Here is a 12,524-nt window from a genome sequence, read left to right on the forward strand (position 1 = left end):
CTGGCGAGCGTGGCGTCGGTGCAGGAACAGGTGGGGCGGATCGAAACCTGGCTCGCGGCCAACGACTGGCTGATGAGCACGCACGCGCGCCATATCGAAAGCGGCGATGCGCCGCCCACGCTCGGCGCGGTGGTCAAGCAGACGGTGATCGAAAACGCCAAGCAGGCGGTGGCGCTGGCCGTGGAACTGGCCGGCAATCACGGCATCGCGCGCGCCAACCCGCTCGAACGCCATCAGCGCAACGTGCTGTGCAGCGGCATTCATGCGCCGACCAATCCGCTGCTGCGCGCGAATCTGGGCCGCGATGCGCTGGCGGCGGCGGCTGTGCGGAAGAAGGCGTAGGAATGCTGGTGGATGGGACGGCGGAGGCCGTCCTTGTCATGTCGCCATGCGCTCGTGCCATGACGGCGCCCAGAATACCCGCCTTCGGTCAGCTATCCGGGCCGTGATGCACCGGCAGCAGCAGCCCGGAATAACACGTAGGATTCCAGCCGGACGGAACGTCGCTCGCAACACCCGGCCCTCGGCCAGGTATCCACGCCGTATTGCACTGGCAGTCGCCGCCCAGAAGACACCGTAGAAATCCTGTCGGACAACGAAACGCCCCTCAGAACACCCGGCCTTCGGTCAGGTGCGTGGTCACGCCGTTCAGCGCGTAGTCGCCCACCACGCGCGCCTTGTGCAGCAGCGGGTTGTGGCTGAAGATCGTGCGCAGGTTGCGCCAGTGACGGTCGAGATTGTGACGCCGCGCGGTGGCCGATGCGCCGCCCACTTCGAACAGCCGCTCCCCCGCATGCAGCGCCAGCTTGCTGACGATCAACTGGGTGCGCGCGGTGGCCAGCGCGCCTTCGAGCACCAGCGCCTCGGCCTCGGGCGCTTCGGCCTGAATGGCGTCGGCCGAGCGGTCGAGCGCGCGCGCGTTCTCGCGCACCAGCGCGTCGATCGCGTGGCTGTGCGCGCTCAGTTCGCCCACCGTCTGCTGGATGAAATGATCCTCGCGCGCAGACGGCGCCGGGCTGTGCAGCACCGGCCGGCCGAACTCGATCACGTAGCGCGTCGCGTCGGCCGCGATCGCGCGCACGATGCCGGCGGCCACCGCCACCAGGTGAAGCTGGCGCAGCGCCCCGCCATGCCGGCCCACCAGCGTGGTGTTGCCACGGTCGATCACCTCGTTGGCCTCCACCCGCAGGTTGTCGAGCAGCAGGCTGCCGCTGGCCGTCATGCGCTGGCCCATGCCGTCCCAGTCGTCCACCACGCGCAAACCCTCGCGGCGCACCGGCACCACCACGGCCACCCGTGCGTCGTCGCTGGCGCGCACCACGTTGATTCGTGCGTAGTCCGAAAACAGCGTGCCGGTGGAGTAGTACTTGGTGCCCGACACGCGATAGCCGTCGCCGTCGGCCGTCAGCGTGGTGCTGACTTCGCCGGGGCGCGACGTGCCCAGTTCCGTGGACGCGCCGCCGAAGATCGCGCCCGACAACACGCGGTCGATCTGCAATGCATTGAACGGCGAGGCCGGCGAAAGCCGCAGCACTTCGGTGAAGTCGTAATGGATGCGCAGCGCATGCGCGAGGTTCGAATCGGCCGCGGCCAGCGTCGAGATCACCTCGAACAGATCGACCAGCGAGCCGCCCAGGCCGCCGCTCGCTTCCGGCAGACGCAACGCGCCGAGCGGCGTGGCGCGAAACAGCTTGAAGCCCTCGAACGGCAGTTCGCGGTTCGCCTCGCGGCGCGCGGTGTCGTGGCCCAGTTCGGCGGCGAGCGCGGGCAGCGCCGCCAGCGCGTCGGCCAAGGGTGAGGAAGTCGTCTGAGATGCGGTCATGGCAGGATGAAGAGGGAATCGTGGATCGGGCTGGCGGCGGTGGCTTGGCCGCCCGCCGTCGTGAACGGATGCCGGACACGCCGCGCGGCGCGCCCGGAGTGCATCGTGAAAGTATAGAAATGCGCGAACCGCGCGGGAACGTTCAATTTCAGCTATGGATATGCCGGATTCGGCAACGGCCCGCACCGGGCCGGCCGCACGCGGGTGCGCGGGGCCGGTCGGTGGCGATACAGGCAGGCCGCGATGGCGTCAGCCGCCCGAGAATGGATGGCCCGGGTCGGTGAAGCTGGACCAATGCGAGCCGTGACTGCGTGAGCCGCCCGAAAAGGATGCCCCGGATCGTCGAAGCCGGACCAGCGCAAACCGTGACGGCGTCAACCGCCCGAAAAGGATGCCCCGGTTGCCGAAGCCGGACCAGCGCAAGCCGTGACGGCGTCAGCCGCCCGCAAAAGATGCCCCGGATCGTCGAAGCCGGACCAGCGCAAGCCGTGACGGCGTCAGCCGCCCGTGCGCGTCAGACGCCCGAAGAACGGATGCCCCGGATCGTTGAAGCCCGGCGTGGACGGATGGCCGCTCGCCACCAGCGAATCGACGAACGCCTCGTCGGCTTCCGTCAGGCGATAGGCCAGCGCCGGCAGATAGTCGTCCCACTGTTCGAGCGTGCGCGGCCCGGCGATGGCCGAGGCGATGTAGCGGCTGTTCAGCACCCAGGCCAGCGCGAACTGGCTGGCGCTCAGGCCACGCTCGGCCGCGTGGGCATGCACGCGCCGCGCCAGCTCGATCGTCTCGGGCCGCCATTCGGTCTGCAGCAGGCGGCGGTCGGCGCGGCCGGCGCGCGTATCGGCGCCGGGCTGCGCACCCGGTTCGTACTTGGCCGTCAGCACGCCGCGCGCGAGCGGGCTGAACGAGATCACGCCGAGGCCGTAGCGATGGGCCGACGTCAATTGCTCGGCCTCCACCTGGCGATTCGCGAGGTTGTAGAGCGGCTGGCTCGCGGCCGGCCCGTCGATGCCGAGCGCCTGCGCCGTGTGCGCGAATTCGGCGATCTTCCAGCCGCGAAAATTGGACAGCCCGTAATAGCGCAGCTTGCCGGCGCGGATCAAATCGCCGAGCGCGCGGATGGTTTCTTCCGGCGGCGTCAGGTGATCCTCGCGGTGCACATAGACGATGTCGAGATAATCGGTGCCGAGCCGCTTCAGGCTCGCGTCCACCGCCTGCACGATGTGCTTGCGCGACGCGCCGCGATCGTTCGGGCCGCTGCCCTGCGGGTTCGCGAACTTGCTGGCCAGCACCCAGCTATCGCGGCGCGCGGCGATCGCACGGCCGACGATGCGTTCGGATTCGCCGCCCGTGTAGGCGTCGGCCGTGTCGATCGAATTCACGCCCTGCTCGAACGCGCGATCGATGATCGAGGCCGCCGTGCGCTCGTCGGTCGGGCCGCCGAAGTTCATGGTGCCGAGCGTCAGTTCGGACACCTGGAGGCCGCTGCGGCCGAGTTGTCGGTATTCCATTCCGTCATCCTGATGAAAAAAAGAAAGCATTACTGCACTGCATTGATCGTGCGGGCGCGCCGCGCTCACGACACCACGTACACGTCGGCCAGATTACCCTGAAGCCCGTCGGCCGTAAGCGTGTGATTGCGCACCCGCCGGTTGTAGATCGTCACCTGCTTGAGCGTGACCAGATTGACGATCGGCAGGTCGCGCGCCACCTGCTGCTGGAACTGACGGAACAGCGCGACGCGCTTGGCCGGGTCGATTTCCACCGCCGCCGATTCGAGCAACCGGTCCACCTCGGGGCTGTTGTAGTGCGTGGCGTTCGAGAACGGCACGCCGGGGCGGAAATTCTTCGACCAGTACAGGCGTTGCACGCCCACCGTCGGATCGAACGTGTTGCCGAGGAAGTTCGCATCCAGGTCGAACGCGCGATCGGTGTAGATCCGCTTCACGTACGACGCGAAATCCTGCGAGCGCACCGTGGCGTCGATGCCGATGCCGCGCAGCGTCTGGCGCAGGTATTCGGCGAGCCGCGCGAAGGTCGGATCGTACGGGTTGTAGTCGATCGTCAGCGGAAAACGAAAGCCGCCCGAGGCGCGCGGGTAGCCGGCCGCGTCGAGCAGCTTTTGCGCCTGCGCCGGGTCGAACGCGGGCACCGGCGTGGTGGCGTCGTGGAATTGCGTCAGCAACGGGCTGATCGGCGTGGGCGAGACGATGCCGTAGCCCTGCCACACGGTGCGCAGGATCGCGTTGCGGTCGATCGCGTGCGCGATCGCCTGGCGCACCGGCAGCTTCGCCAGATAGCGGTTGTCGAGGTTGAACTGAAGCTGCGTTTGCGCGGCGTCGTAGCTGTAGCCGCGCGTTTCGACGGCCAGGTGCGGCAGCGCCGCGAGCCGCTTGATGTCGGTCAGCGGCACCGGGTTCTCGCCGGCCAGATCCAGTTCGCCGGTTTCGAGCGCCGCCGCGCGCGCGGCCGGGTCGCCGATGAAGCGCACCACGAGTTCGTCGAGATACGGCTTCGGCGCATCCCAATAGTCCGGATTCCGTACGAACGTGACCGCGCTGCCGCGATCCCAGCGCACGAAGCGGTACGGGCCGGTGCCGATCGGCGCGAGATTGTTCGGGTTCTCCAGCGGGTTGCCGCTCGCGTAGCGGTGTGCGGGCAGGATCGGCGATTCGGATGCGGCCAGCGCATACAGCAGATACGGCGCGGGCTTCGACAGTTCGAACACGGCCGTGTGCGGATCGGGCGTGTGCACGGCGGCGACGTTGGCGAACGTCGCGCGCCCCCGCGCGTGGTACTGGCGCAGCAGGTCGATCGACACGGCCACATCGCGCGACGTGAACGGCTGGCCGTCGTGCCAGCGCACGTTGCGGCGCAGCTCGAAGCGGTATTGCAGGCCGTCGGCGCTGACCGACCACGCGGTGGCAAGCTGCGGCTTCGGCTTGACGTCGAAATCGTAGGCGAGCAGGCCTTCGGTCACCTTCGGCGCGATCTTCTCCTCGGCGCCCGCAGTCGTCGCGAAATCCACCAGCGCGTTCGGCTCGGGATTCACGAGCAGCGTGACGCGCCCGCCGCGTCGCGGCGTGCCTTGCGCCGCGTCGGCTGCATGCGAAAGCGGCGCAAGCGAACCGAGCACGGCAGCAGCGGCGGCCGCCTGCAACGCACGGCGACGGGTAAGACTCACGGGATCGTGACCGGACATGCGAAGCGCTCCTCGAACGAGATGCCGAACTGTCGGCTGGAAAAGAGCCACCGACAATAGCAGCGCGCTTCGCGATGCTTAACCAATCAATTGGGGAATGCTTTTCCGGGCGTTCACGTCACGTCACGTCACGCCACCGCCTGCGCGGCATGCGGCAACGCGAGCGGCGGCAGTTCCAGGTTCGAGCGGAAATCGTCGCCCACGTAATCGTGATCGATGATGTTTCGCCGCCGCAATTCCGGCAGCAGGCCGTTGACGAGCAGGTCTTCCTGATCGGGCTGCCCGAGCCCGTGCAGCGACAGCACGTCCACCAGCCCGGCGCGGTAGCGCGCCTCGATCGCGTCGGCCAGTTGCTCGGGCGTGCCCGCCACCGACCAGTGCCCGGTGTCCTGCGCGCGCACGATCAGCTCGCGCAGCGTCAGGCCCTGCCGCGCGAAACCGACGAAGATCGCCACCCGACCGCGCCGCCGGTTGACAGCCTCCACGGAAGGCAGCAACACCTCGGGCAACGGCCGATCGAGCGACAGCTCGCGCAGGTCGAGGCCGCCGCCGAGCATGTCGGCCAGCTTGAGCCGGCCCTGCTCGTAATCGATCCGCTCGTGACGTTCCTTGAGCCGGCGCGCGACATCCGCATGCGATTCGCCGATCAGCGAATGAAACGAGTTCATCACGAACGGCAGCCGCCCGGCGCGCCCGAACGCGGTGGCCTGGCGATGCAGTTCGGTGACGAACGCGCGCGCCTCGTCGAGCGTCGGCTGCGAGGTGTAGACCACCTCCGCATGCCGCGCGCCCAGCGTCACGCCGGCCGCCGATTGCCCGGCCTGAAACTGCACGGGCCGAAGCTGCGGCGACGGCGGCACGTTCAGCGGCCCGCGCACCTGGAAATGCGCGCCGCGATAGTGGATTGCGCCGAGCTTGCGCGGATCGACCGACACGCCGCCCCCCGCCTTGCGGGTGGTGGCCGCGGGATCGTTGGCGTCGTACAGCGCATGCACGATCTCGACGAACTCGGCCGCGCGCGCATAACGTTGCGCCGGATCGGGCAGCGCGCCCTCGCCGAAATTCTCCTCGCCCACCGACGACGTCACGGCATTCCATGCCGCACGGCCGCCGCTCACATGATCGAGCGTGCCGATCAGGCGGGCCAGGTTGTACGGATGGTGATAGGTGGTGGAGACCGTCGCCACCAGGCCGATGCGTTCGGTTGCCTGACTGAGCGCGGCCAGCGCGACGATCGGCTCCTGGCTGCCGGTGATGCCGGCCAGGCCCTCGGGGTCCGTCTGCAGCAAATCCGCCGTGAACAGCCCGGTGATGCGCTCGGCCTCGGCCTTGCGGGCCAGCGCGGCGGCGCGGCGGATGCCCTGCGAGGGGTGGGCATCGCCCGTGGCGTGAATCACGCTGGTCGCGCCAACCAGCGTCTTCAGGCGGCGGGGTCTCGTGTCGTTCATCTGGTTTCCTTATCGATTTGCGCGGGCCGGCGCCGCACTCGAACGCGGCAGCATCGAGATGCACGCCGCAGCATCGATACGCACTCCGATGCAGTTTTCCGGCGCGGCATCGCCCGCTCGCGCCCTCGACCTTACTGCAACGTGCCCGGCGTGCAGGAACCATTATTTTTGGCTTTGGATATTCCTCTTGCTTGTTTGACCGGGCCACGCGCGGCGAAAAATAATCCGGCATGTCCAACCCGGCAATCGCCCTGCCGCCGCCCGCACCGATCGCCTCCGGCTCTCCATGACGTCAACCCTTCGCTCCTTCCCCACCGACCTGCGCGCGCTGCCGTTCCGGCTCGGCGTGCTCGACAAGAGCCCCGTCGCGCCCGGCGAATCGGCCGGCGACGCGCTGACGCGCAGCGTCGCGCTGGCACGCTTCGCCGATACGGCCGGCTACCACCGCTACTGGGTGGCCGAGCATCACAACTCGCCGGGCCTCGCGTGCCCGTCGCCGGAAATCCTGATCGCGCATTTGCTCGCCCACACGGCGCGCATCCGCATCGGCTCGGGCGGCGTGATGCTCCAGCATTACGCGCCGTACAAGATCGCCGAGAACTTCAACCTGCTCGCCACGCTCGCGCCGGGCCGCATCGATCTGGGCATCGGCAAGGCGCCGGGCGGGCTGCCGCTGTCGACGCGGGCGCTGCAGGGCGATTACGACCGCGCGCGGCGCGGCAGCTTCGCCACGCTCGCCGAGCAACTGGACCACCACCTGCGCACCGTCGGCACGCCGCCGGCCGGCACCGAAAACGACGAGAGCGCGCTGCGCGCCACGCCGCTGCCGCCCGCCGCCGCGCGGCCCTATCTGCTCGGCGCGAGCGTGGACAGCGCCACGCTGGCCGCAAGTCTCGGCTGGGATTTCGTCTACGCGTCGCACATCAATGCGTCGCGCACCGATCTCGAACAGGCGTTCGACGCCTACCGTGCCGCATCGGGCGGCCGCACGCCGCTGCTGGCGATCGCGGCGATCGTCGCGGCCACGCACGACGAGGCCGTGCAACTGGCGAGCGGCTACGAGCGCTTTCGCGTGCAGGTCGGCGATACCCCCGCGATCAACGTGGGTAGCCTGGCGCAGGCGCATGCCTATATCCGGCAGGCCGGCGGCGGCGAGCACCGCATCGAGGAACGCGAGGCCCGCATCGTGCACGGCACGCGCGACGCCGTGCTCGACGAATTCGATGCACTGCACCGCCGCTACGGGATCGAGGAATTCATCATCGATACGCCGCTGGCCGAGGCTGCACCGCGCGTTGCGTCGCTGCATCTGCTGGCCGGGAAATCGACGAGCACGCGCGCGTTTGAAACCGCGCCGTCGCACGCACTCCACACCGAACCGGCGAACGCCTCATGAGCGACACGATCCGCATCGCCACCGCCGCCGACGCGCCGGCGCTGTATGCCCTGCTCCAGCAGTCGTATGCGTCGCTGGCGCAGCACGGCGTGCATTTCACGATCACGCGCGCGCCCGTCTCGCAGGTCGAGCAGGCCGTCGCCAGCCAGACCAGCTTCGTGCTCGAGCGTCCCGGCGACGATGGCCGCCCGGTGCTCGCCGCCACCGTGACGGTGCGCTTTCCGTGGGTGGACAGCGACCGGCAGCGCACGCCGTACCCGTTCCTGCACTGGTTCGCCGTGGCGCCCGCGTTCAAGCGGCAAGGCCTCGGCTCGATCGTGCTGGCGCACGTCGAGGAGCAGTTCCTGGCCGCGCAGGTGAAGGCGCCGGCCACCTACCTCGCCACCGCGATCGAACATCCGTGGCTGCCGCAGTACTACCGGCAGCGCGGCTACGTGCCGTTCGACCGCTCGGTCAATGCGCTCGGCACCTCGCTCGTGTGGCTGCGCAAGGTGCTGATTCCCGAGTTGTACGAAGCATCGGCGCAGGCCGATGCGGAGCCCGCGGGCATCGCTTCGATCAACTGAACGACGCGCGGCGATACGCTCGCCGCCGCGCCCCGCCCCCGAATTTTTTCCACCACGCCACCCCAACATGACGTCTCCGTTCCTCCCGCTTTCCGCTTCGCACCGCGCCGCCGCGCTCGCCGCCGCTGCGCTCGCGCTGTCGCCGCTGGCGCACGCGCAGGCCCCCGCCACCGGCGGCACGCTGACCTGGGGCGTGGAAACCGAGCCGCGCACGCTGAACCCGCAATTGAACGGCCAGGACAAGGTGGAGCTGCTGTTGCGCAACGCCTATGAAAGCCTGCTCGCGCAGCGCCCGGACGGCAGCTATGTGCCGTGGCTGGCCACCGCGTGGAAGGTGTCGCCGGACGGCAAGACCTACACGTTCACGCTGCGCGACGGCGTGAAGTTCAGCGACGGCGCGCCGTTCGACGCCAAGGCCGTGGCCCGCAACTTCCTCAACGCGCGCGATCTCGGCTACTCGGGCGGCAGCAACCTGGCGCGGCTGATCTCGCACGTGGCCGACGTCAAGACGCCCGACGCGCACACGCTGGTCATCACGCTCGACGCGCCGTACGCACCGTTCCTGACGTTCTCGGGCCGCCTGCCGCTGCTCTCGCCGAACGCGTTCGACAAGCCGGACCTCAAGGCGGGCGGCGTGGACATCGCCGGCACCGGGCCGTTCGTGCTGCGCAAGTACGTGAAGGGCCAGCAGATCGAATTCGATCGGAATCCCGACTATCGCTGGGCGCCGGCCACGGCCGGCCATCAGGGGCCGGCGTATCTGGACCGCGTGGTGTATCGCTTCCTGCCCGAATCGTCGGTGCGCACCGGCGCGCTGCTGTCGGGCCAGGTGGACGTGATCGAGGGCATCTCGGGCAACGACGCCGGGCTGATCCGCTCGAACCCCGATCTGAGCTACCAGCACGCGCTCAACACCGGCACGCCGTATTCGCTGTTCCTGAACGTGACCTACGGGCCGACGCAGGACGCCAAGGTGCGCCGCGCACTGCTCGAAGGGCTCGACGTGTCGGGCATCGTGCAATCGATCTATCGCGGCGAGCGCACGCGCACCTGGGGCATCACCTCGCCGATCGATCCGCTGTACGACCGCGGCATCGAAAAGACCTACGGCAACGATCCGGCGCTCGCCAACCGCCTGCTGGACGAAGCGGGCTGGAGCGCGCGCGATGCGGGCGGCTATCGCGCCAAGGGCGGCGAGCGGCTGACCGTCACGGTGATCCAGGCGCAGGCCACCGTGCGCGACCAGCGCGACGTGCTGCTGCAGGCCTTGCAGGCGCAGGCGCGGCAACGGCTCGGCATCGACCTGAAGATCCAGTATGTGGACGACGGCACCTACACCGATGCGCGCAAGAGCGGCAAGTTCGGCTCGATCGCGAATTCGAACACGCCGCCCGACGGCATCGACATCGAAGGCCATTACCTGCCGATCGATCGCGGCGGCGCGCTGAACTACAGCCGGGCCTCCGCGCCCGAACTGACGCGCTGGCTGCAAGCGGCGGCGGCCACGCAGAACCTGGCCGAGCGCAAGAAGCTGTACGGCGAATTGCAGCACTTCGCGATCAAGGAACAGGCCTACGCGGTGCCGCTCTACGAGCCGGAAGATCAGATCGCGGCGGCCAAGGCGGTGCAGGGGCTGCGGTTCCGGCCCTACGCGCAGATGCCCGAAAACCCGTACGACGTCTGGATCAGGAAGTAAGCGATGCGCCGCGCAACGGGGGCCATCCTCGCGTCGATCAAGTCGATCGCACCGCTCGCGCTGCTGGCCGGCTTCGCGCACGCCGCGCCGCCGTCGGGCGGCACGCTGAGCTGGGGCGTGGAAACCGAACCGACCACCTTCAATCCGCAACTGAACGGGCAAGCCAAGGCCGAACTGCTGCTGCGCGCGAGCTTCGAATCGCTGCTCGCGCGCCGGCCCGACGGCGGTTACGTGCCGTGGCTTGCGCGCAGCTACAGCGTGTCGGCCGATGGCAAGACGTTGAGCTTCACGCTGCGCGACGACGTGCGCTTCAGCGACGGCCAGCGGCTCGACGCCAACGCGGTGGCCGTCAACTTCACGCACATGCGCGACCCGGCCTATTGCGCCGGTTCCAGCTATTGCGGCATCGCCGCGAGGCTCGTCGAGGCGCGCGCCACCGGGCCGCTGACGGTCGCACTGACGCTGGCCGAGCCGTATGCGCCGTTCCTGTCGTTCGCGGCCGGCTTGAAGCTGATCTCGCCGGCCGCCTACGGGTCGCCGCAACTGAAGGCCGGCGGGCCGGCCGTGGCCGGCACCGGCCCGTTCGTGCTGGCGGCCTATCGCAAAGGCCAGGAAGCCGATTTCGTGCGGAATCCCGACTATCGATGGGCGCCGGCCACGGTCGGCCATCAGGGGCCCGCGTATCTCGATCGCGTGGTGTACCGCTTCCTGCCCGAATCGTCGGTGCGCACCGGCGCGCTGCTGTCGGGGCAGGTGGATGCGATCGAGGGCATCTCGGGCAACGACGCCGCGCTGATCGAGCGGCAATCGAACCTGCGCTACCAGCGCGCGCTGAACACCGGCTCGCCCTATTCGCTGTACCTGAACACCACCTGGGGGCCGACGCGCGACGTGCGCGTGCGGCGCGCGCTGTTGCAGGCATTCGATCTCGATGGGCTGGTGGGCGCGATCTATCGCGGCAAGCGCGTGCGCGCGTGGGGCATCACCTCGCCCGTCGATCCGCTCTACGACCGCACGATCGAAAAGGCCTACGGCAACGATCCCGCGCTCGCCAACCGGCTGCTCGACGAGGCCGGCTGGACCGGGCGCGACGCGGCCGGGTTCCGCACCCGGCGCGATGCGAACGGCCAGGCCGAGCGCCTGACGATCGACGTGGTGCAGGCGCAAGCTACCGTGCGCGACCAGCGCGACGTGCTGCTGCAAGGTTTGCAGGCGCAGGCGCGGCAACGGCTCGGCGTCGAGCTGACGCTGCGCTACGTCGATGCGGGCACCTATGTCGAGGCGCGCAAGACGGGCCGCTTCGGCGCAATCCCGAACTCGAACACCGATACCGACGGCATCGATACCGAGAACCACTACCTGCCGCCCAATCGCGGCGGCGTGATCAATTACAGCCGCGCCACCGACCCGCGCCTGAGCACGTGGCTGCGCGAAGCGGCCGGCACGCGCGACGACGCCGCGCGCGGCAAGTTGTACGCGCAACTGCAACGCTTCGCGATCGTCGAGCAGGCCTATGCGATTCCGCTGTATCAGCCCGAGGACGAGATTGCCGCCAGCGAGCGCGTGAGCGGCCTCGCATTCCGCAGTTTCAAGCAGATGCCGGATGCGCCGTACGACGTGCGCGTGCGGCCGGACTGACGCGCCCGCGTGCGTACCCGAACCTGAAGGAATCCCGATCATGACCCGCACCGCGCCGCTCGCCGGCCCTGCTTCAACGTCATCCTCGCCGCCACCGCAAACGGCGGCCACGCGACCCCGCCGCCTGCGCTCGCCCGTCCTCACGCGCCTGGGCACCGGCCTGCTGGTGCTGTGGTCGGCCATCACGCTGTCGTTCGTGGCGGTGCAGGTGGCGCCCGGCGACATCGTCAGCCTGTTGATCGGCGAGCAACTGAGCACGCCCGAGATCGAGGCCGCGATCCGCAAGGAATGGGGCCTCGACGAGCCGGTGTGGCTGCAATACGTGCACTACGTCTGGCGCATCCTGCATGGCGATTTCGGCCGTTCGTACATCCTCAACACCGAGGTCGCGCCGCTCGTGATCGGCCAGCTGTGGCCGACGCTGAAGCTGACCGCCGCCGCGCTGGTCGTCACGCTGGTGTTCTCGGTGAGCCTTGCCGTGCTGACGGCCGGCCGCCGCTGGGGCGGGCGCGCGGCGTCGGGCACCGAGCTGCTGCTGGCGTCCACGCCGTCGTTCTGGCTCGGGATCATGCTGCTGTTCGTGTTCAGCTTCACGCTGAAGCTGTTCCCGGTGGCCGGCGACCGCGGGTTCTCGTCGCTGGTGCTGCCCGCGCTGTCGCTCGGCCTCGCGCAAGGCGCCACCATCGGCCGCGTGCTGCGCCTGGGCATCGAGCGCGCGCTCGACGAGCCGTATGCGCTGACGGTGCGCTCGTGGGG

Annotated in this window: 10 protein-coding genes; 6 read left to right on the plus strand and 4 right to left on the minus strand. The window is 69.1% G+C overall.

Annotated features, from left to right (window positions below; all coding sequences use genetic code 11):
• Nucleotides 1-342 (plus strand): acyl-CoA dehydrogenase family protein (locus ACYP33_RS33785; protein WP_459625456.1); only part of this gene is annotated, 342 nt, incomplete at its 5' end.
• A 265-nt stretch (nt 343-607) separates the two neighbouring features.
• Here the strand turns inward: ACYP33_RS33785 and ACYP33_RS33790 are convergent.
• The 4 genes from ACYP33_RS33790 to ACYP33_RS33805 form a co-directional block, all read right to left on the minus strand.
• Entirely contained in the window at nt 608-1,822 is a 1,215-nt protein-coding gene (locus ACYP33_RS33790) for an acyl-CoA dehydrogenase family protein (protein WP_414447846.1), read from the minus strand.
• Between the two features lie 497 nt (nt 1,823-2,319).
• Nucleotides 2,320-3,333 (minus strand): aldo/keto reductase, encoded by a 1,014-nt coding sequence (locus tag ACYP33_RS33795; protein ID WP_459625457.1) that lies wholly within the window; start codon nt 3,331-3,333, stop codon nt 2,320-2,322.
• A gap of 65 nt (nt 3,334-3,398) precedes the next feature.
• Nucleotides 3,399-5,006, minus strand: a complete 1,608-nt coding sequence (locus ACYP33_RS33800) for an ABC transporter substrate-binding protein (RefSeq protein ID WP_459625458.1) — start codon at nt 5,004-5,006, stop codon at nt 3,399-3,401.
• Between the two features lie 146 nt (nt 5,007-5,152).
• Nucleotides 5,153-6,472, minus strand: coding sequence for an NtaA/DmoA family FMN-dependent monooxygenase (locus ACYP33_RS33805; protein ID WP_459625459.1), 1,320 nt, complete (start codon nt 6,470-6,472; stop codon nt 5,153-5,155).
• 286 nt (nt 6,473-6,758) lie between these two features.
• On the opposite strand from ACYP33_RS33805, the gene ACYP33_RS33810 reads away from it, so the two are divergent.
• From ACYP33_RS33810 to ACYP33_RS33830, 5 genes are all read left to right on the plus strand, one after another.
• Nucleotides 6,759-7,868 (plus strand): MsnO8 family LLM class oxidoreductase, encoded by a 1,110-nt coding sequence (locus ACYP33_RS33810; RefSeq protein ID WP_459625460.1) that lies wholly within the window; start codon nt 6,759-6,761, stop codon nt 7,866-7,868.
• Entirely contained in the window at nt 7,865-8,434 is a 570-nt protein-coding gene (locus ACYP33_RS33815; RefSeq protein ID WP_459625461.1) for a GNAT family N-acetyltransferase, read from the plus strand. Before ACYP33_RS33810 ends, ACYP33_RS33815 begins: the two co-directional genes overlap by 4 nt.
• Before the next feature lie 67 nt (nt 8,435-8,501).
• Complete coding sequence (locus ACYP33_RS33820; RefSeq protein ID WP_459625462.1) at nt 8,502-10,130, plus strand: ABC transporter substrate-binding protein; 1,629 nt, start codon at nt 8,502-8,504, stop codon at nt 10,128-10,130.
• Nucleotides 10,131-10,133: 3 nt separating this feature from the next.
• Nucleotides 10,134-11,768, plus strand: coding sequence for an ABC transporter substrate-binding protein (locus ACYP33_RS33825; protein ID WP_459625463.1), 1,635 nt, complete (start codon nt 10,134-10,136; stop codon nt 11,766-11,768).
• Nucleotides 11,769-11,808: 40 nt separating this feature from the next.
• Nucleotides 11,809-12,524 (plus strand): ABC transporter permease (locus ACYP33_RS33830; RefSeq protein WP_459625464.1); only part of this gene is annotated, 716 nt, incomplete at its 3' end.

The sequence above is a fragment of the Burkholderia sp. 3C genome, from assembly GCF_054589155.1.